Below are 20,046 nucleotides of genomic sequence, written 5' to 3' on the forward strand. Positions count from 1 at the left end.
TTTCCGAGCGCACGTTTTCTCGGTTCCCGGACATGATGTCCGACCGAGGGGCTACGGTATGCACCCACAAGGTGACATGCAGCAACGCCGGGAGAAACCTTGAGCGTTCCGTACGAGACGGCAGCGTACGAACCACCCGAGTCGCCCGAGTCTCCGGAGGAGCACCTCGCGCGACTCCTCGGCCGTGCCCTGAACTCCTTCGAGCTGCCCGACGAGACGATACGACGGCTCGACTGCGCGCTGGCGCACGACAGCTCGCTGCACTCCGCGCACCACAGCGCGGGACTGCACCGCGAGACATACCGGCACACCTGGCTGCTCGCCGACGGCTCGGCGCTCACTCTCTGGGAGCTCGTCCACAACACCGCACCGGGCAGCGCCCCGCAGCACGAGGTGTACGTCGACGAGGAGGAACTGCGCGCCGCCACCGCCCGGCTGCCGCTGCCCGCGGACGCGCCGGACTTCGAACTCCCCGTGACGGTGCAGCTGTCACCGATCCCGGCGCCCCGGCACGCGTATATGCAGGACGACTCGGCGGACCACGCGCGCCGGCTCCTGCGCCGCGCGGAGAACCCGGACCGGCCGGGGGAGGACACGGCCGCGCTGCTGACCACGGCGTGCGCGCACCAGATCACGCAGGCTTTCGGACGCCCGTGCCGCGCCGGGCGCGCGGGACTGGGTTACGCGCTGTACGAGCACGCCTTCCTGCTGCACGACGGCGAGGAGATCTCCCTCTGGGAGGTCGAGCACACGGTGACGCCCGACGGGCGTCACATGTGCGAGGTCTACGTCACCGAGGACGCGGCCCGGGACGCGATGGAGCGGCGGGCGGCACAGGTCTCCTGACCGCCGGGCACCGGGGCAGGGGCGCTCCAGGGCTGCCGTAGGCGGACGGCTCACCGCGCCACAAGCGGATGTGCGGTCGGCTCACCGCCCACAAGCGGATGTGCGGTCGGCCGCGGCCCTCCGGAGAGAACCGCGGCCGACCGCACCGTTGCCGTGCCGTGCCGTGTGCGCCGTTACGCCGCCACCGGCTGCTTGGCCTCCGCCGGTGCCGTGGGCGAGCCCGCCGTCCCGGCGCTCACCGTGCCCGGGGCCGACTTACGCATGCCCTTGAGGACGACCACCAGGGCCGTGGTGACACACACGCCCGCCGCGATGGCGACCAGGAAGAGGAACGGGTTGCCGATCAGCGGGACCACGAAGATGCCGCCGTGCGGGGCGCGCAGCGTGGCGTCGAAGGCCATCGACAGGGCGCCGGTGACCGCGCCGCCCGCCATGGAGGCGGGGATCACCCGCAGCGGGTCGGCCGCGGCGAACGGGATCGCGCCCTCGGAGATGAAGGAGGCGCCGAGGACCCAGGCGGCCTTGCCGTTCTCGCGCTCGGTCGGGGTGAAGAGCTTCGCACGCACGGTCGTCGCCAGGGCCATGGCCAGCGGCGGCACCATACCGGCCGCCATCACGGCCGCCATGATCTTCATCGCGGAGTCGCTGGGGCTCGCGACCGCGATGCCCGCCGTGGCGAAGGTGTACGCGACCTTGTTGACGGGGCCGCCGAGGTCGAAGCACATCATCAGGCCGAGGAGGGCGCCGAGCAGGACGGCGTTGGCGCCGGAGAGCCCGTTCAGCCAGTCGGTCATGCCCTTCTGGGCCTCGGCGATGGGCTTGCCGATCACCACGAACATCAGGAAGCCGACGATCGCCGAGGAGATCAGCGGGATCACCACGACCGGCATGATGCCGCGCACCGCCGGGTGGATCTTGACCTTCTGGATGGCCATCACCACGCCACCGGCGATCAGACCGGCGGCCAGACCGCCGAGGAAGCCCGCGTTGATGGTGAGGGAGATCGCGCCGCCGACGAAGCCGGGCACGAGGCCCGGCCGGTCGGCCATGCCGTAGGCGATGTAGCCGGCCAGCACCGGGACGAGGAACTGGAAGGCCACGCCGCCGATCTGGAACAGCAGCGCGCCCCAGCTGTCCACCTGGGTCCACGCGAAGTGGTCCATGACCGACGGCGCCTTGTTGACCTCCCAGCCGCCGATCGCGAAGCCGAGGGCGATCAGCAGACCGCCCGCGGCGACGAACGGGACCATGTAACTGACGCCGGACATCAGCCACTTGCGCAGCTTGGTGCCGTAGCCCTCGGAGGAGTCGCCGGCCCGCTCGACGGGCGTCGGAGCGGACCCGCCCGTCGCCTCACCCCGCTCCGCCTTGCCGCGCACCTCGGTGATCAGCTCGCCGGGCCGGTTGATGCCCGCCTTCACTCCGACGTCGACCGTCGGCTTCCCGGCGAACCGCTCCTTCTCCCGTACGGGCACGTCGTGCGCGAAGATCACGCCGTCCGCCGCCGCGATGACCGCCGGGTCGAGCCGGGTGAAGCCGGCCGAGCCCTGCGGCTCGACGACGACCTCGACGCCCGCCTCGCGGCCCGCGTTCTCCAGCGACTCGGCCGCCATGTAGGTGTGGGCGATGCCGGTGGGGCAGGAGGTGACGGCGACGATGCGGAAGGGGCGCTCACCGGAGTCGGACGGGTCGCCCGACTCCGGTGCCTGCGCCGTGCTGACCGCTGCGGCGTCGGCGGAGGCCGCCCCCGACGCCGCAGCGGTGTCTTCGGAGGCGCGCTCAGCGCTCTGCACGCCCTCGGCCGCGCCCTCGGCGCCGCTCTCCGCCGGCGCCTCGTCCCCACGGATCAGCGCCGCCGCGGCCGCCGCGTCGCCCACCGCCCGCAACGCGTCCGTGAACTCGGTGTTCATCAGCTGCCGGGCCAGCGACGACAGGATCGTCAGGTGGGCGTCGTCGGCGCCGGCGGGCGCGGCGATCAGGAAGATCAGGTCGGCGGGACCGTCCGCCGCACCGAAGTCGATGCCGGCGGCACTGCGCCCGAAGCCGAGCGTCGGCTCGGTGACGTGCTCGCTGCGGCAGTGCGGGATGCCGATGCCGCCGTCGAGACCGGTCGGCATCTGCGCCTCGCGGGCGGCCACGTCGGCGAGAAAGCCCTCCAGGTCGGTCACCCGGCCCAGGGCGACCATGCGCTCGGCGAGGGCACGGGCCGCCGCTTCCTTCGTATCGGCGGACAGGTCGAGATCGACCAGGTCCGCGGTGATCATGTCGCTCATCGCGGGCTCCTTCGCTCGCGTATCGCCCTGGTAGTGGGGTGGGCGGGAGGGGTGGGGACAGGGGTGCGGTGGGGGGCTTTTGGGGTCGCGGAGGCGAGGTAGGGGATACCCCGCCTCCGCGGGTCGGCAGAGCGGCTCAGGGTGGTGCCCTGCCGGCCGTCGGCCGCGGCGAGTAACGGGGCGCCTCGCCGCTTCGGCGCCGCTTCGTTGTATGTCCCGGGAGACCCTGTCCGGGACGCAGGAGATGCCATGCCGGCCGTCGTGCGTACGTTCATGACACCGGCTCCGTCAGTACTCGGTCCACCGGGACCTCCCTCGTGACCGTCACCGCCGCCGGGTCCAGGTCGCCCGGCGTCGGCATCACGCTGCCGGGCAGCTGGACGGCGGCCGCGCCGTGGGCGACGGCGGACGCGAGCGCTTCGGCGCCGCTGCCGCCGGCGATCAGGAAGCCGGCGAGCGAGGAGTCACCGGCACCCACGTTGGAGCGCACGGCGTCCACGCGGGCGCTGCCGAACCAGGCGCCCGTGCCGTCCACGAGCAACTGTCCGTCCGCGCCCAGGCTCGCGAGCACGGCGCGGGCGCCCATCTCGCGCAACTCCTCGGCCGCCTTCACCGCGTCGCCCACCGTCGCCAGCGGACGCCCGACGGCCTCCGCGAGCTCCTCGGCGTTCGGCTTCACCACGTCGGGCCGCTCACGCAGCGCCTCCAGCAGCGCACGCCCCGAGGTGTCCAGCGCGATGCGCGCACCTCCAGCGTGCGCCCGCGCGACCACTTCCGCGTACCAGGACGGCGCGAGCCCGCGCGGCAGGCTTCCGCAGCACGCGATCCAGTCGGCGTCGTTCGACTGCCGGTGCACCGTGTTCAGGAGCAGCTCCTGCTCCTCGGCGGACAGCTCGGGGCCCGGCGCGTTGATCTTCGTCAGCACCCCGTCCGCCTCCGCGAGCGCGATGTTCGAGCGGGTGGCTCCGGCGACCGGGACCGGCGCGACCTCGATGCCCTGCGCGTCGAGCAGATCGGCGACGAGCGCGCCCGGCGCACCACCCAGAGGCAGAACCGCCACCGTGCGCCGTCCGGCGGCCGCAACGGCGCGCGAGACGTTCACGCCCTTGCCGCCGGGGTCCATGCGCTCGCCGGTGGCCCGGATGACCTCACCACGGTCGAGCGAAGGGACCTCGTACGTGCGGTCCAGGGACGGATTGGGGGTGACGGTGAGGATCATGCGCGCACTACTTCCGTGCCACCGCGCTCGATCGCGGTGGCGTCTTCAGGGCTCAGCCCGCTGTCGGTGATCAGCAGGTCCACATCGCTCAGGGCGCCGAACCGGGCGAAGTGCTCCTCGCCGTACTTGGAGGAGTCGGCGAGCAGCACCACGCGGCGGGCGGCGGCGAGGGCCGCGTGCTTGACCGCTGCCTCGGCGAGGTCGGGGGTGGTCAGGCCATGGTCGGCAGAGAAGCCGTTGGCCGCCACAAAGAGGACATCCGCCCGGATCTCGCCGTATGCGCGGAGCGCCCAGGCGTCCACGGCGGCGCGCGTACGGTGCCGCACGCGCCCTCCGACGAGATGGAGCTGGATGCCCGGGTGGTCCGCGAGGCGGGCCGCGATCGGCAGGCTGTGCGTGACGACGGTGAGGGAGGCCTCCAGCGGGATGGCCGCCGCCAGCCGCGCCACCGTCGTACCGGCGTCGAGGATCATCGTGCCCTCGGTCGGCAGCTCGGCGATGGCCGCCTTGGCGATGTTGTCCTTCTCGTCGGCCGCGGTGGTCTCGCGCTCGGCGAGGTCCGGCTCGAAGTCGAGGCGTCCGGCCGGGATGGCACCGCCGTGCACCCGGCGCAGCAGGCCGGCGCGGTCCAGAGCCTTCAGGTCCCGGCGGATCGTCTCGGCCGTGACCTGGAACTCCTCGGCCAGCGACACCACGTCCACACGCCCGCCGTCACGAGCGAGCCGGAGGATCTCCTGCTGCCGTTCCGGTGCGTACATGCCCGTTCGCCTCCGACCCTTGCCCGAACTTGTGGTTTCGTTTCGGAGGCTACGCTCGCATTTCCAGAAAGTAAACAGGTTCGGACCTCATTCGGGCATGAACGGACTTCCGGTCATGCCCGAAGGACCCGGCACCTGCGGAAACAGGTACCGGGCCCTCCTCGGCGGCTCCTCGCTTCAGGACACCAGCTCGGGTTCCCTCTCGGCCACCCGGAGTTCGCCCTCGGCACCCTCCACATGCTGAGCCGGCCGCTTCGGCAGCGCGAACATCAGCAGGAAGATCACGCCCAGCACCGCGGCCACCCACCCCAGCGCGTACTGGAAGGCGTCCACGAAGGCCGGGCCCACCTGAGCCGGCGTCAGATGGTCGCTGATCCGGCCGAAGAAGACGACCGACACCAGCCCGAGCCCCAGCGCGTTGCCCATCTGCATCACGGTGTTGATCAGCCCCGACGCCGAACCGGCGTGCTCGCGCGGCACCTCCGACAGCACGGCGTCCGTCAGCGGGGCGAAGATCAGGCCCATGCCCGCGCCCATCACGATCAGGGGCAGCGCCATCTGCCAGGAGGCGATGGTCAGGCCGTACCGCTCGGACTCCCACAGGTAGAGCAGCACGCCCGCCGCCATGGTCAGCGCGCCCGCCTGGAGCACCTTGCGCCCGAAGCGCGGGACCAGCTTCTGCACCGACATCCCGGCCGCCGTCGACACGGCGATCGAGAACGGCACGCCCGTCAGCCCCGCCCGCAGCGGACTCCACCCCAGCCCGGCCTGCATGTACAGCGTCCAGACCAGGAAGAAGACGCCGAGCCCGACCCCGAACACGGTCTGCACCGCGATGCCGGCCGCGAAGCTCTTCACCTTGAACAGGGACAGCTCGACCAGCGGGGACCCGTCACGCACGGTCTTCCGCTTCTCGTACGCCACCAGCGCCGCGAACACGACGAGCGCGCCCGCCATCGACACGTACCCCCACAGCGGCCAGCCCAGCTCACGGCCGCGGGTCAGCGGGTAGAGCAGCATCAGCAGACCCAACGTCACCAGGGCGACCCCGACGAGGTCGAGCTTCAGCGCCCGCGGCGCCCTGGACTCGGTGATGAAGCGACGGCCGAGGACCAGGCCCGCGATGCCGACCGGCAGGTTGATCAGGAAGATGGGCCGCCACTCCAGGCCGAACAGGTTCCACTCGGTCAGCAGCGCGCCCAGCAGCGGACCGGAGACGGCACCGAGACCCACGATCGCGCCGAACAGCCCGAACACCTTGCCCCGCTCGTGCGCGGGGAAGGTGGCGTGCACGATCGACAGGACCTGCGGCACCATCAGCGCCGCCATCGCGCCCTGAAGAAGGCGGGCGGCGACCAGCATCTCCGGGTTCGCGGCGAAGCCGCACAGCGCGGATGCGACCGTGAAGCCGCCGATACCGACGAGGAACACCCGCTTGCGGCCGTGAATGTCGCCGAGCCGTCCGCCGGTGATCAGTCCTGCGGCGAAGGCGAGCGCGTAACCGGCCGTTATCCACTGGATCTGGCTCCAGGACGCGCCGGCTTCCTGCTGGATCGACGGAATCGCGATGTTGACGATCGTGACGTCGACGAGGTCCATGAAGGCCGCGGTCATCACGATCGCGAGGGCGAACCAGCGGCGGCGGTCCGCCGGGGCAGTCGGTGTGCCCGGAGATGTCTCAGATGTCTCGGTGGAAGTCATGTCCTCAAGCTAGGACCGCATTAGGTCAGTTCATGTCCTAGTTCTGCGGCATCCTCGAACTCATGACGACGGACACTCCGGCCCGGCTCCTCCAGCTCCTCTCCCTCCTCCAGACGCCCCGCGAGTGGCCCGGCGGCGAGCTCTCCGAACGGCTCGGCGTCTCCCGCCGCACGGTCCGCAGGGACATCGACCGGCTGCGCGAACTGGGCTATCCGGTACAGGCGACCAAGGGGTCCGACGGCGGATACCGGCTGGTCGCGGGCAAGGCGATGCCGCCGCTCGTCCTCGACGACGAGGAGGCGGTGGCGATCGCGGTCGGCCTGCGGGCCGGCGCGGGGCACGCGGTCGAGGGCGTCGACGAGGCCTCCGTACGCGCCCTGGCCAAGCTGGAGCAGGTGCTGCCCTCGCGGCTGCGGCACCGCGTCTCCACCCTCCAGGCCGCGACCACGCCGCTGACCAGCGGAGACGGGGCGAGCATCGCACCCGAGACACTGACGGTGATGGCCTCGACCGTCGCCGGGCAGGAGCGGCTGCGGTTCGCCTACCGGGCGAAGGACGGCACCGAGTCGCGACGGGTGACCGAGCCCTATCGCCTGGTGTCGACGGGACGCCGCTGGTACCTCGTCGCCTACGACCTCGATCGCGCCGACTGGCGTACGTTCCGGGTCGACCGGGTGACCGAGCCCTTCGCGACGGGCGCGCGGTTCGCTCCGCGGGAGCTGCCGACGGGCAGCGCGGCGGAGTATCTGCGGCAGTCCATACGGCGGCAGCAGGAGACATACGAGTTCATGGTCACGTTCGCCGCGTCCGCCGAGGTCGTGGGGGCGCGGGTGCCTGCGTGGCTCGGCGCGCCCGAGCCGCTGAGCGCGGACAGGTGCCGGCTGCGGGCGTCCACAAGTGATCCGGTGGAGTGGCTGGCGGTACGGATCGCGATGCTCGGGATCGACTTTGCCGTACAGGGGCCTACCGAACTCGTGGAGTGCGTACGGGAGTTGGGTGGGCGGTTGAGTCGGGCGGGCGGTGGGTGAGCAGGGCTACGGCAGGCGGTGCCCGTGCGCCCGTTCACCAGTACGCCCTATCCCCAAAACCCCCGTACCGACCCCAGGTTCCGCAACGCCGACGCGGCCGGCCCCTCAGGTCCCGACGCGGAGGACTCGCCCGATGCCCAGGACTCGACCGCCACCCGTACCGCGGCACTGGCGACGGCGGCGGCGAAGCGCAGTTCAAGAGAGGCCGGGGAGTCCTCGGCAACGTTGTCGTCGCCCACTGCGACCGTCACCCCGGCCCGTTCCGCCAGCACCTCCGCCATCGTCGCCTCGGACGCCAGGCAGACCTCGGCCCACACCTTCCGCAGGGCAGGGCTCGCCGCGGCCAGGCGCACCAGGGTGCGGACCCACTCCCAGGAGGACGCCGACACCCCGGCACCGGGCGTGAGGGTGTGCCGTACCGCGTGTTCCAGGGCTTCGGTGATCGGCAGTTCGGCGGGAGCCTCCCGCACGGCCTCCGCCCAGCGCTGCGCGCCCGCCGCGTAGAGCGGGGCCACGGCCTCCTCCTTCGTCGCGAAGTAGCGATAGAAGGTGCGCGGAGCGATACCCGCGGCCTGGGCGATGTCCTCTGCGCGCGTGGCGCGCAGGCCGCGTTTCACGAAGAGGCCGGCCGCCGCCCTGGCGATCTCCATCCGGGTCTCCGCCTTGCGTCGCTCGGTCAGCGACATCGACGGGGGCCCGGAGGACGTCTTGGACGCGGCTCGGTGCGGTGCGGGGGTGGGACTGGTCACAGTCGGCAGGCTATGCCCATGTGACACAATCTGCCATTCGGCGGGCCACCCCGTGGTTCAGGTACGGGGTGGCCTGCCCTCCAGCATGCCCCGATATGGCTGCCGAGGCAGAGCCGGGCTCCGGCGCCCGGGGGGATGGGCACCGGAAGCCCGGCTCTGGGAGAGTCCCGGCGCCGGGGGGAGGGCGTCGGGACGTGGTTCAGGGGGGTCGTCGGTTTTGTTCCCGCGGGTCTGACGGTTGAAGCGGCTTTACCCGCCATGTTTGCGCGGTCTTTCGCCACCCGGCGTACGCGTCACCGGGAGTCGTACGCCGCCCGATGCGCCCAGCGTCCTGAGCGCTCCGGACGGAGTGCGTCTGCCCCGAGAAAACCGCCTTACACCGTCGTCTTTTACGCCGCCGCGTCGAACCCGGTGGACCGGGCCAGCTTCTTCAGCTCCAGCAGCGCATGCTTCTCGATCTGGCGGATCCGCTCGCGGGTGAGGCCGTGCTCCTTGCCGACCTCCGTCAGCGTGCGCTCCCGGCCGTCCTCGATGCCGTACCGCATCTTGATGATCGAGGCGGTGCGCTGGTCGAGGCGGCCGATGAGGCCGTCGAGCTCCTCGCTGCGCAGCAGGGTCAGGACCGACTGCTCCGGGGAGACCGCGGAGGTGTCCTCGAGCAGGTCGCCGAACTGGGTGTCACCGTCGTCGTCCACCCCCATGTTCAGCGAGACCGGGTCGCGGGCCCAGTCCAGGACGTCCGTCACGCGCTCCGGCGTCGAGCCGAGCTCGGCGGCGATCTCCGCGGGCTCCGGCTCGCGGCCGTTCTCCCGGTTGAACTCGCGCTGGATGCGGCGGATCCGGCCCAGCTCCTCCACCAGGTGGACGGGGAGCCGGATGGTGCGGGACTGGTCGGCTATCGAGCGGGTGATGGCCTGGCGGATCCACCAGGTCGCGTACGTCGAGAACTTGAAGCCCTTGCGGTAGTCGAACTTCTCCACCGCGCGCACCAGGCCGGCGTTGCCCTCCTGGATGAGGTCCAGCAGGGGCAGGCCGCTGCGGGGGTAGCGGCGGGCCACGGCCACGACAAGGCGGAGGTTGGAGCGGATGAAGACGTCCTTGGCCCGCTCACCCTCGGCGACCAGCGCCTCGAGTTCCTCGCGGGTGGCGTCCACCTTGGACTCCGCCTCGCCGTCGAGGACCTGTCGCGCGAACACTCCGGCCTCGATGGTTTCGGACAGCTCGACCTCCTTGGCGGCGTCGAGCAGAGGTGTGCGCGCGATCTCGTCGAGGTACATGCCGACCAGGTCGCGGTCGGCGATCTCGCCGCCGTGGGCGCGAACACTGCGTGCCGCGTCGGTCCCGCCCTTGGCGGACTGACGACGGGCGACGGCACCGGTTGCCATGCGTGCTCCCTTGCGATGGTGAGGTCAGCGGGTGGTCCTTCGGATGCCCGGTCCACACCTTGAGTAACTCTTCAGTTCACCCCTCGGGTTCCCTGCATCCGATGGAAACAACGACTGGAATCAGGACAGAATTCCCAACGCGTCCCTCTATTTTTCTGATCATGCAGTACCCTGTGCCGCCACACGAGGAGGCGTGATGTCGTCGGAACGTACAGAGGTGCAGGTCAGGCCGGGAGTCGAGAGCGACCTCGAAGCCCTCACCGACCTCTACAACCACTACGTACGCGAAACGCCCATCACCTTCGACACGGCCGTCTTCACTCCGGAGGAGCGACGTCCTTGGCTGCTCTCCCACCCTGAAGACGGCCCGTACCGGCTGATGGTTGCCACGTCGGGCGACTCACAGGAGATTCTGGGCTACGCCACATCCAGCCCTTACCGTGCGAAGCCCGCCTACGGGACCTCCGTCGAGGTCACGGTCTACGTCGCCCCCGGCACGGGCCGCCGCGGCATCGGCACGCTCCTCTACAAGGCCCTCTTCGAGGCACTCGCCGGCGAGGATCTGCACCGGGCCTACGCGGGCATCGCTCAACCCAACGAAGCGTCCACGCGGCTGCACGAACACTTCGGTTTCCGGTACGTCGGCACGTACCGCGAGGTGGGCCGAAAGTTCGGCCGCTACTGGGACGTCGCCTGGTACGAAAAGGCTCTGTAGGTCACCCGAACTGGACGGACCTCTTCGCCATCCCCATCCAGAACCCGTCGATCACCGACTTCTGCGCGTCCAGCTCGCCGGCCGCGTCCGCCGCGCCCAGCGTCACGAACAGCGGGGCGAAGTGCTCGGTGCGCGGGTGGGCGTAGCGGCCCGCCGGGGCCTTGTCCAGGAAGTCCAGCAGGGAGTCCACATCGCGCGCCTGTAGCGCCCGCCGGCCCCAGTCGTCGAACTCGGACGACCAGCTCGGCACTCCCCCGCCGGTGTGCCGCAGCGCGGCCAGGTTGTGGGTGAAGAAGCCGGAGCCGACGATCAGCACGCCCTCGTCGCGCAGCGGCGCGAGCTTGCGGCCGATCTCCATCAGCCCGACCGGGTCGAGGGTCGGCATGGAGACCTGGAGGACCGGTATGTCGGCCTCGGGGAACATCTCCACCAGCGGGACGTAGGCGCCGTGGTCGAGGCCGCGGTCCGGAATGTCCTGTACGGGCATGCCGGGCGCGCGCAGCAACTTCCGTACGGACTCGGCGAGTCCGGGGGCGCCCGGAGCCTCGTAGCGGACCTGGTAGTAGTGCTCGGGGAAGCCCCAGAAGTCGTAGACGAGCGGGATGGTCTCGGTGGCGCCGAGGGCGAGCGGGGCCTCCTCCCAGTGGGCGGAGACCATGAGGATCGCCGTCGGGCGCGGCAGGTCGGCGGACCAGGCGGCGAGTTCGCCGGGCCAGACCGGGTCGTCCGCGAGCGGTGGGGCGCCGTGGCTGAGATAGAGGGCGGGCATGCGCTCCTGAGTGGCGGCGGACATGACGGCGACTCCCTCCCGGAAACCAACTACTTGAAGTCTAAAGCACTCCTTCGCGAATCCTACGTCTTATTTGTTTAACCTTCAAGGAGAGCCTCGTACAGTGGAGTACATGAACACGGCACCCGCATCCGCACCCGAACAGAAACCGGCCGAGGAGCCCCGCTGGCTCACCGCCGAGGAGCAGCGAACCTGGCGCTTCTATCTGCACGCCACCTACCTTCTCGAGGACCACCTCGACCGCCAGCTCCAGCGTGACGCGGGCATGCCGCACATCTACTACGGCCTTCTGGTCGCCCTCGCCGAGTCCCCCCGCCGCCGGCTGCGGATGACCGAGCTGGCCATGTCCGCGAAGATCACCCGCTCCCGTCTCTCGCACGCCGTCGCGCGTCTGGAGAAGAACGGGTGGGTACGGCGTGAGGACTGCCCCTCCGACAAGCGGGGGCAGTTCGCGGTGCTGACGGAGGAGGGGGTGGAGGTGCTGCGGCGTACCGCGCCGGGGCATGTCGAGGCGGTGCGCCAGGCGTTGTTCGACCGGCTCAGCCCGGAACAGCAGAAGTCCCTCGGCGAGATCATGGAAATCATCGCGGAGGGGCTGCAGCCGAGTGAGGCGGGGGCGGATCTGCCGTGGCTCCGCTGAGGGCTGCGCTGGGTGGGCTGTTCGTCGGCTGCGGGCCGGTGGGGGCTGGTCGCGCAGTTCCCCGCGCCCCTTACGGGGCGCTGCCACCAAAGGGGGCGGACCTGCCCCCGGCTCCGGTGCTCGGAGTCGGGAACAGGTCCTGGGAGTCGTATGTACGAGGGCGTCCCCTCCCCCGTGCATACGAGTGGGTCCCGAAGGGGGCCGTTGCCTCAGTGGGCGACGACCGGTACCGCCAGTTCGTCCTCGACGGCGTCGCCGGAACCGGCCACCGCGGAGGTGTCGGGCTTGCCGGCGTTGACGAGGACCATGACGATGACCGCGGCGAGCACGAGCATGCCGACGGCGAACCAGATGGCGTTGGTGTAGCCGTGCACCTGGCCCTGCAGCTGGACGAGCTGCTGCTGCGACGGGGAGGTCGCGGAGCCGATGTGGTCCGCGATGTAGGTGGTCGTGGCCGACGCGGCGATCGTGTTCAGCAGGGCCGTACCGATCGCGCCGCCCACCTGCTGCGAGGTGTTGACCATCGCGGAGGCGACACCCGCGTCCCGGGGCTCGACGCCCAGGGTGGCCAGGGACATGGCCGGCATGAACGCCGTACCCATGCCGAGGCCGAGCAGCAGCATCGCGGGCAGGATGGTCGAGGCGTACGACGAACCGATCTCCAGCTGGGTCATCAGGAGCATGCCGATCGCGGCGACCAGGAAGCCGGGGCCCATCAGCAGCCGCGCCGGGACGCGGGTCATCAGACGGGTGCCGATCTGGGTCGAGCCGACCATCATGCCGACGATCATCGGCATGAAGGCGAAGCCGGTCTTGATCGGCGTGTAGCCCTTCACGATCTGCAGGTAGTAGGTCAGGAACAGGAAGGTGCCGAACATCGCGATGATCGCGATACCGAGCGAGAGGTAGACCCCGCCGCGGTTGCGGTCGGTGATGACGCGCAGCGGCAGCAGCGGGGCCTTGACCCTGGCCTCGGTGATCACGAAGGCGATCAGGAGCACCGCGGACGCCACGAACATACCGACGGTCGTCGAGTCGCCCCAGCCGTTGGACTCGGCGCGGGTGAAGCCGTAGACGAGCGCGACCAGACCGAGCGTGGAGAGCAGGACGCCGGGGATGTCGAGCGGGTTGCGGTTGCGGCCGCCCTCCGGCTCACGGATGACGAAGTACGCACCGAGCGCCGCGGCGATCGCGAACGGGATGTTGACGAAGAACGTCCAGCGCCAGTCCATGTACTCGGTCAGCACACCGCCGAGGATGAAGCCCACGGCACCGCCACCACCGGCGATCGCGCCGTAGATGCCGAACGCCTTGGCGCGCTCCTTGGCGTCCGTGAACATCACGGCGAGCAGGGAGAGCGCGGCGGGCGCGAGCAGTGCGCCGAACACGCCCTGGAGGGCGCGGGCGCCGAACATCATGGCCTCGTTGGTGGCCGCACCGCCGAGCGCGGAGGCCGCGGCGAAGCCGATCAGGCCGACGACGAAGGCGCGCTTGCGGCCCCACAGGTCGGCGATCCGGCCGCCGAACAGCAGCAGTCCGCCGAAGGCGAGGGCGTAGGCCGTGACGACCCACTGACGGTTGCCGTCGGAGATGCCGAGGTCCTGCTGGGCGGACGGCAGTGCGATGTTCACGATGGTCGCGTCGAGCACGACCATCAGCTGGGCGAGCGCTATGAAGACGAGCGCTTTCCAGCGGTTGGGATCGCCGGACTGGGCCGGGAGGCCGGGAGCCTTTGCGGCTGTATCAGACATGGAGGTACCCACTTCGGGACTTCGGGACGGAAAAACGGTGAGTTAAAGGGACGGCTCGTCCTCGCTGACGGCCGGAAGCTATGTGTCTCGAACGACGTGACTGACTGGCGTGACGCTCTGAACTAATCGGTCAGACTTGGCTCCGCAGGTCCTCCATGGTTGAGGCCACCCCCGGCAGGACCGAGCGGGCCGGGGCCCTCAGTCCGTCCAGGAAGAGCTGGAGGTGTCGGTGGACGAAACGGTCGAGGCTCATGCAGCCGACACCGGCCGGGGGCCGGCTGAGCTGGGCCACGGCGAGCATGATGTCGCCGACGGCCACGTCGGAGCGGAGCTGGCCCACCTTCTGGGCGCGCCCCATGACCTCTTCGATGAGCTGCTCGACCCGTTCCCGCGCCGCCACCAGGTCGGGGTGGTGCTGGTCGAAGGTGCTGGCGATCATCGGGCACAGCGCGCTGATCCGCTCGTCGGCGGCGGCGTGCACGAAGCGCTCCAGCGCCTCGAAGGCGTCCCCCGTCTCCGCGAGCGCCTGGTGCGCCGCCTCGGCCGTACGGTCCATGACCGAGCAGACGACCTCGCGGACCAGCGCGTCGCGGTCGGGGAAGTTGCGGTACACCGTGGCGTTGCCGACGCCGGCCCGGCGGGCGACCTCGTCGAGCGGCACGTCAGGGCCGAACTCGACGAACATCTCGCGGGCGGCGGTGACGATCCGCTCCCGGTTGCGCAGGGCGTCGGCGCGCGGCCGGCTCACCTTCTTCTGCACGGGGGTCGCGGTCTGCACGGCGTACTCCTCGAACTTGACTGTGGTGCGATCCGGGGAAGGTCTCCCCGCTTCGCGCGGACACAGGTCTAAACGGGGAAGCGATCCCCGGTTATTTCCCGCTCTCGAAGAGATTTCCTGTGACCTGAGTCACAGCACTACTCGCGGGAAACCCACGTTCGGCCCCTCCAGCGCGCGCCCCGTCCCTCCTCCGCCCCAGGGTGATCGAAAGGATGCAGCCGGTGACCTGCGGCTGCCCGGAGCGAAGGGGGCCGTGCATGCCGCAGCCGACCGCCAGACGTCGGATACGCCCGCGCCGCCTCGCCGCCCTCGCTTCCGTGACCGTCCTGACCTTCGCGGTCAGCACCTCGGCCGGTACAGGGCACCTGGTGGCGACCTCCACGACAGCCGGCGCCGGCTCGATCGCCCTGGCCCGCTCCGCCACCCACGGCCCCTGCATGATCGTCGGCACCTCGGCCGTCCAGATGTCGGAGGGCGTCCCGACCCCCCGCGGCTACTCCCGCTCCACCGGCACCGTCCGCGCCCTGACCCTGATGATCGACTTCTCCGACGCGCCCGGCGAGGGCACGGCGCTCGACCGCTACGCCGAGTTCTTCCCACAGACCCAGGAATGGTTCCGCACCAGTTCCTACGGCCGTCTGGACTACCGCCCCGAGATGCCGGTACGGCAGTGGCTGCGCCTGCCGAAGCCCTTCAAGGCGTACGGCATAGAGCGCGGCGCCCCCTTCGACCCCGGCTACCGCGACCTGGTCCAGGATCTCGTCGCCACGGCCGATCCCAAGGTCGACTTCCGGTCGTACGACTTCCTGAACGTACTGATGACCCCGAACGCCGGTCCCTCCGCGCTGGACACGGTCCTGTCGGTGACCTTCGCCGGCAACACGGAGGCGCCGGTGGCGGACGGCGTCCCGGTCGCGAACGCGTCCTTCGTCTACTCCCGCCAGGACGACGGCTCCGGCACCTACGCCAAGACCGGCTACCGCGTCCTGCCCCACGAGAACGGCCATGTCTTCGGCCTGCCCGACCTCTACACCCAGGAGGGCGGGGCCGCGGTCGGCCACTGGGACATCATGAGCGAGGACTGGGGCGCCAACAACGACTTCCTCGGCTGGCACAAGTGGAAGCTGGGCTGGCTGGACGCGACCCAGGTGAACTGCGCGGCCACCCGCGGCACGACCGACTACGCGCTGACTCCGCTGTCCCGCGCCGGCGGCCCCAAGCTGGTCTTCGTCCCGGTCGACACGCGCACCGGATACGCCGTGGAACTGCGCACCCGCGCCGGCAACGACGAGACGGTCTGCCGCCCCGGCGTGCTGATCTACAAGGTCGACGCAGGAGTGGACACCGGCCAGGGACCGGTCAGGGTGTACGACTCACGCCGGGACAGCGGCGGCTGCACCCGCAGCCCGAACGTCCACGCGGAACTGTCCGACGCGCCCTTCGCACCCGGCGAGGACTTCCGGGACCCCCGCCGCGGCATCCGCATCACGGTGACAGGAGCCGACCTCGACGGCGACTACCGGGTACGGGTGACACGGGACCGAGGAAACGGGCAGGGCTGATCCCCCACGGCTGACCCGGCCCTGAAGACGACCGGCCACGACCAGCCGGCGCGGCTGACACGGCCCTGAAGACCACCCACCACAACCACCCGCTACGGATAGCGCGGCAATGGCGCGGACGGGTGCGGATTACCGTAGGCCTGCCGCGTCCGCCGTACCGGAGAACCGATGCCCGCGAAGACCACGACGGCCGCCCTTGGGGTGGCCGGCCAACCCGCCGCCGTTCCGGCCGAGGCGGTCACGCCGCTGATGCGCGGGATCGCCGTGCTGCGGTGCCTGACCGAGGCGGGCGGCACGCTGAGCCCGAGCGGTCTGGAGCGGGCCACCGGCCTGGCCCGCTCCACCGTCGACCGGATCACGTCGACGCTCGCGCGCATGGGGTACGTCCGTCTCGACGGCCGGGACGCGGTCCTCACGCCCCGCCTGATGGAACTGGGCAACGCGTATCTGTCGGCCCTCCGCCTGCCGACGCTGCTCGACGCGCGCGCCGACGAACTCGCCGACGAACTCGACGAGTCCGTGTCGCTGGCGGTCGGCGACCGCGACGGCATCCGCTTCATCCACCAGGCCACCCGTCGCCGCGCGATGTCCCTCAGCTTCCGCATCGGCGACCTGCTCCCGGCCGAACGCACCGCGCCCGGACCGCTGTTCGCCGCCGAGTGGACGGACGAGGAGTGGGCGCGCTGGCGGGCACGCCGGGCGGCGGACCCGCAGGACCGGGACTTTCCCGCCGTACCACCGCGTGAACACACCCACCCCGACGAGGAGTTCGAGCACCGGGCGGCACAGGCGGCGGCGGACGGCTGGGCCCTGGACGACCAGCTGATCGAACCGGGCCTGGTGGCGGTCGCGGTTCCCGTACGGGACCCCCGCACCGGCCAAGTCGCCTGCGTGGCAAGCGTGGTGAGCCACACCAGCCGACACACCGCCGCCGACCTGCGCGACACGCTCCTCCCCCGGCTGCGGGCGGCGGTGACGGACATGGAACGCGAACTGCGGGAGACCCCGCCGGCGGAGCCCGCTCCGCCGCCGTCGGGGCTGGCGACCTGGACGGGAGCGTCGAAGCAGGAGCTGGGGCGGGAGTTCGTCGAGTCGCTGGCCCGCGGTCTGACGGTGCTGACGGCCTTCGGCGAGGGGCGCACGGAGCTGACCCTGACGGAGGTCGCGAAGGCGACGGGCCTGGCACGGGCGACGGCCCGCCGGGCGCTGATCACCTACGAACACCTGGGCCTGGTGGCACCGGCCTCGCACCGCACCTTCACCCTCACCCCGCGCGTCCTCTCCCTGGGCTTCCCGCCCCTCTCCCGCACGGACCTCTCCCATATCGCGACCCCGCACCTCTCCGACCTGTCGGCCCGGGTCCACGAGTCCGCGTCGCTGGCGGTCCTGACCCCGTCGGGCGAGGAGATCCAGTACACGGCCAGGGTGGCCATGAGCCGGGTGATGAGCGTGAACATCACGGTCGGCACGCGGCTGCCGGCGTACGCGACCTCGATGGGGCGGGTGATGCTGGCGGACGTACCGGAAGCGGCGCGGGTGTTCGGCGAGCTGCGGGCGTTGACCCCTCGCACGGTCACGGATCCAGCGGCCGTCTCCGAGCTGCTGGACGAGGTCCGTTCCCAGGGATACGCCCTGGTCGACGAGGAGTTGGAGGAGGGGCTGCGCTCGATCGCGGTGCCGGTCCGCGACCGTACCGGCCGGGTGGTGGCCGCGGTGAACGTCGCGATGCACGCGGCCCGCCACACCGTCGCCGAATGCGTCCAGGACATCCTGCCCGAGCTGCGGACAGCTGCCACGCGCATCGAGTCAGACCTGCATGTGGCGGGAAGGTTCACGCGGGTTTCGGCGATTTGAGGCGGCGCCGGCAACAGGTCAAGCCTGTTACCTGTGAGGTGAGTTGGCGCATGTGGGTCGCTACGCTCTTCGTTCATGGACGAGGGATTGCGGCAGCTGGCTGTGGAGGTTCTCGGGGATGTTCCGCTCTGGTCGCTGAAGTCCTCGAACTGGGAGCGGGTCGGCCGGGGCCTGGCAGGTATGGAGCGGACTCTCGGCGCCGGGGACGTCACCGGGTTCCGGCGTGCGGTGGCAGATGTCGAGATGGCGGGCCCTCATCGCATCTCGGGGCTGGAGGAGGCGTCCTCACTGCCGTTCCCCGAGGTGTACCGCGAGCGGGTCAATGAGCTGATCCACAGTCTGGGCGCCGCACCCGGCGAAGGGCCGGCGCCGGAGGACCCGGACTCCGCCGGCTCGGGCCCGCATGATTGAGGCCGAGGCCCTGGGAGTGCACGTGTTCGTCGTCACGGGCGGCGAGCATCGGGCGGCCGCGCTCGGATTCGTCCGGGAGCTGTGGGCCCAGTGCGGCGAGCGGCTCGGCATGACGGAGCCGGTGCCGCGGGTGGGCGTGGGCCTGGACCCCGAGGGCGGCTGGGAGTCGGGCCCGGACGATCCCGCCCCGCCCGCCTGGGCATCGCACACGCGGGGGCTGCTGGCGGTCAGAAACGGTCCCGGCCCCGGGCTGCGCCAGGCCGCGCTGCGCCGGGACCACGACGCCGTCTGCCTCTCGGTCATGCTGGCTCCGGGCGCCACCGAGGACCTGGGATGGGCGGAGTTGGACGCGCAGTGGTCCGAGGCCGTCCGGGCGGCCCGGCCCGCCGGAGCGACACGGGGACCCGGGCCGCCCGTCGACGGACTGCTCGGAGAGGCCCGGCTGTATCTGGCCCGGCTGTCCGAGCCCGCGGCCCGGCCCTCCATCGATCCGCACGGCCCCCTGTCCGTGGCCTTGCGCTCACGCATATCCGGCGCGCCCGCCCATGGGGCAGCGGGAGTTGTGACGCCCGAGGGCTTTGCCGTCTGGGAGGTCTCGCCCGCTCCGGACATCCGGGCCGAACGCCGGCTGGTCGTCGTGGCCGGGCACGAGCAGGATCCCGAACTGACCGCGTGGACCTGGACGGACCGCAACCGGGAACTCCCGCGCCTGGCGAAGTATCTCCTCCATGCCGCCAAGCTCCGCTACCAACTGCGGGTTCGGCGAGCGGCCGAGGACATCTCCACGCTGCGTGCCGCCACGGACGCCGCCATCGCGGAGCTGCTGAAACAGACCGCCGCCGCACCGACAGGGCCCGGGCGTCAGTCGGAGCTCATCAAGGCGGCCCATGCCCTGGTGGATCTTCAGGCCCGCGAGCGCGGCCTCGTCGACCGCTCGACCCGCAGCCGTGAGATGTCCCGCACCGTGGAGATCGCCGCTGCCAACCTCGCCGCCCTGGCCGGCGATCCGGCACTGGGGGGACCGTTCGCCGACGACAGAGCACTGGCGGACTGGCTTGTCCAACGTCTTGATGACGAGGCGACCTATGTGGAGGCCGCGCTGCGCCGCTCCGAACAGGTCGGCGCCCTCGCCGACCAGTTGGTGCAGCGCGGCCGGCAGCGCCGCCAGGAGACCGTCAACCTCGGTCTGACCGGGGCGATCGGCGCCATCCTGATGAGCCTCGCCGCCGTCCAGTCCCTTCAGTACACGGTGCCGTTGCCCGGACCGGTCAAACCGGCCGTCGTCACGGCTCTCGGTGCCCTCGCCCTGCTCGCGTCGCTCGTGGTGCTGCGGGTCGTGGCGCCGGAGCGGCGCTGGCCACTGGCCCTGGTGCGCCTGGGCACGGGAGCGGTCGGCGCGACGCTGGCCTGGGTGGGTGTGGCGGCTCTGGGGGGCCGAGGCCTCGGCGTGGGGTGGACCTGGGCGGGTGCGGCAGCCGGAGCGGTTGTGGCGGTTCTGGGCATGCTCGCGGCATCCGCACGCGACAGGCGGGAATGACAGAAATGATGTGAATGGCGGGAGCGGCGGGCGAGAGGGAGTGATGCCG

17 protein-coding genes are annotated in these 20,046 nt (G+C 71.1%); 8 read left to right on the forward strand and 9 right to left on the reverse strand.

The window, feature by feature from the left end:
- Window positions 1-99 precede the first annotated feature (99 nt).
- Window positions 100-846 carry a DUF6227 family protein gene (locus KCH87_RS24435; protein ID WP_210588360.1) on the forward strand — a complete coding sequence of 249 codons (747 nt, stop codon included), beginning with the start codon at window positions 100-102 and terminating at the stop codon, window positions 844-846.
- A 173-nt stretch (window positions 847-1,019) separates the two neighbouring features.
- Here KCH87_RS24435 and KCH87_RS24440 read toward each other — a convergent pair whose 3' ends face one another.
- The 4 genes from KCH87_RS24440 to KCH87_RS24455 all read right to left on the reverse strand — a co-directional run bounded on the left by KCH87_RS24440 (window position 1,020) and on the right by KCH87_RS24455 (window position 6,797).
- On the reverse strand, window positions 1,020-3,119 hold the full coding sequence (locus KCH87_RS24440; protein WP_210588361.1) for a fructose-specific PTS transporter subunit EIIC: 2,100 nt from the start codon (window positions 3,117-3,119) through the stop codon (window positions 1,020-1,022).
- 271 nt (window positions 3,120-3,390) lie between these two features.
- Window positions 3,391-4,338 (reverse strand): 1-phosphofructokinase, encoded by a 948-nt coding sequence (gene pfkB / locus KCH87_RS24445; RefSeq protein WP_210588362.1) that lies wholly within the window; start codon window positions 4,336-4,338, stop codon window positions 3,391-3,393.
- Window positions 4,335-5,096 (reverse strand): DeoR/GlpR family DNA-binding transcription regulator, encoded by a 762-nt coding sequence (locus KCH87_RS24450; RefSeq protein WP_210588363.1) that lies wholly within the window; start codon window positions 5,094-5,096, stop codon window positions 4,335-4,337. Before KCH87_RS24450 ends, pfkB begins: the two co-directional genes overlap by 4 nt.
- Before the next feature lie 177 nt (window positions 5,097-5,273).
- Entirely contained in the window at window positions 5,274-6,797 is a 1,524-nt protein-coding gene (locus KCH87_RS24455) for an MFS transporter (protein ID WP_210588364.1), read from the reverse strand.
- A 62-nt stretch (window positions 6,798-6,859) separates the two neighbouring features.
- On the opposite strand from KCH87_RS24455, the gene KCH87_RS24460 reads away from it, so the two are divergent.
- Window positions 6,860-7,825: a YafY family protein gene (locus KCH87_RS24460; RefSeq protein ID WP_210588365.1), complete on the forward strand. Its 966-nt coding sequence runs from the start codon at window positions 6,860-6,862 to the stop codon at window positions 7,823-7,825.
- Between the two features lie 47 nt (window positions 7,826-7,872).
- Here the strand turns inward: KCH87_RS24460 and KCH87_RS24465 are convergent, their stop codons facing one another.
- Both KCH87_RS24465 and KCH87_RS24470 read right to left on the reverse strand, forming a co-directional pair.
- Window positions 7,873-8,574: a TetR/AcrR family transcriptional regulator gene (locus KCH87_RS24465; protein WP_374199027.1), complete on the reverse strand. Its 702-nt coding sequence runs from the start codon at window positions 8,572-8,574 to the stop codon at window positions 7,873-7,875.
- A 389-nt stretch (window positions 8,575-8,963) separates the two neighbouring features.
- Entirely contained in the window at window positions 8,964-9,959 is a 996-nt protein-coding gene (locus KCH87_RS24470) for an RNA polymerase sigma factor RpoD/SigA (RefSeq protein WP_210588366.1), read from the reverse strand.
- 196 nt (window positions 9,960-10,155) lie between these two features.
- Here KCH87_RS24470 and KCH87_RS24475 point away from each other — a divergent pair, with 196 nt between their 5' ends.
- The gene (locus KCH87_RS24475) at window positions 10,156-10,674 is read left to right on the forward strand and encodes a GNAT family N-acetyltransferase (protein WP_210588367.1); all 519 of its coding nucleotides are present in this window, start codon (window positions 10,156-10,158) and stop codon (window positions 10,672-10,674) included.
- 1 nt (window position 10,675) lies between these two features.
- On the opposite strand, the gene KCH87_RS24480 is transcribed toward KCH87_RS24475, so the two are convergent.
- Window positions 10,676-11,467 (reverse strand): dioxygenase, encoded by a 792-nt coding sequence (locus tag KCH87_RS24480; protein WP_210588368.1) that lies wholly within the window; start codon window positions 11,465-11,467, stop codon window positions 10,676-10,678.
- A gap of 109 nt (window positions 11,468-11,576) precedes the next feature.
- Between KCH87_RS24480 and KCH87_RS24485 the strand changes: the two genes are divergently transcribed.
- A complete protein-coding gene (locus KCH87_RS24485) occupies window positions 11,577-12,104 on the forward strand; it encodes a MarR family winged helix-turn-helix transcriptional regulator (protein WP_210588369.1) in 528 nt (175 codons plus the stop codon).
- A 209-nt stretch (window positions 12,105-12,313) separates the two neighbouring features.
- Here KCH87_RS24485 and KCH87_RS24490 read toward each other — a convergent pair whose 3' ends face one another.
- Both KCH87_RS24490 and KCH87_RS24495 read right to left on the reverse strand, forming a co-directional pair.
- Window positions 12,314-13,855, reverse strand: a complete 1,542-nt coding sequence (locus KCH87_RS24490) for an MFS transporter (protein ID WP_210588370.1) — start codon at window positions 13,853-13,855, stop codon at window positions 12,314-12,316.
- A gap of 130 nt (window positions 13,856-13,985) precedes the next feature.
- Entirely contained in the window at window positions 13,986-14,633 is a 648-nt protein-coding gene (locus KCH87_RS24495) for a TetR/AcrR family transcriptional regulator (RefSeq protein WP_210588371.1), read from the reverse strand.
- A gap of 257 nt (window positions 14,634-14,890) precedes the next feature.
- Between KCH87_RS24495 and KCH87_RS24500 the strand changes: the two genes are divergently transcribed.
- The 4 genes from KCH87_RS24500 to KCH87_RS24515 all read left to right on the forward strand — a co-directional run bounded on the left by KCH87_RS24500 (window position 14,891) and on the right by KCH87_RS24515 (window position 19,997).
- Window positions 14,891-16,195 carry a M6 family metalloprotease domain-containing protein gene (locus tag KCH87_RS24500; protein WP_247196687.1) on the forward strand — a complete coding sequence of 435 codons (1,305 nt, stop codon included), beginning with the start codon at window positions 14,891-14,893 and terminating at the stop codon, window positions 16,193-16,195.
- 168 nt (window positions 16,196-16,363) lie between these two features.
- On the forward strand, window positions 16,364-18,049 hold the full coding sequence (locus KCH87_RS24505) for an IclR family transcriptional regulator C-terminal domain-containing protein (protein ID WP_210588373.1): 1,686 nt from the start codon (window positions 16,364-16,366) through the stop codon (window positions 18,047-18,049).
- Window positions 18,050-18,124: 75 nt separating this feature from the next.
- Window positions 18,125-18,460, forward strand: a complete 336-nt coding sequence (locus tag KCH87_RS24510) for a CATRA system-associated protein (RefSeq protein ID WP_210588374.1) — start codon at window positions 18,125-18,127, stop codon at window positions 18,458-18,460.
- A complete protein-coding gene (locus KCH87_RS24515) occupies window positions 18,453-19,997 on the forward strand; it encodes a CATRA conflict system CASPASE/TPR repeat-associated protein (protein WP_247196688.1) in 1,545 nt (514 codons plus the stop codon). Before KCH87_RS24510 ends, KCH87_RS24515 begins: the two co-directional genes overlap by 8 nt.
- Window positions 19,998-20,046 lie beyond the last annotated feature (49 nt).

Source organism: Streptomyces sp. GESEQ-35 (genome assembly GCF_017948485.1).
GTDB lineage: Bacteria > Actinomycetota > Actinomycetes > Streptomycetales > Streptomycetaceae > Streptomyces.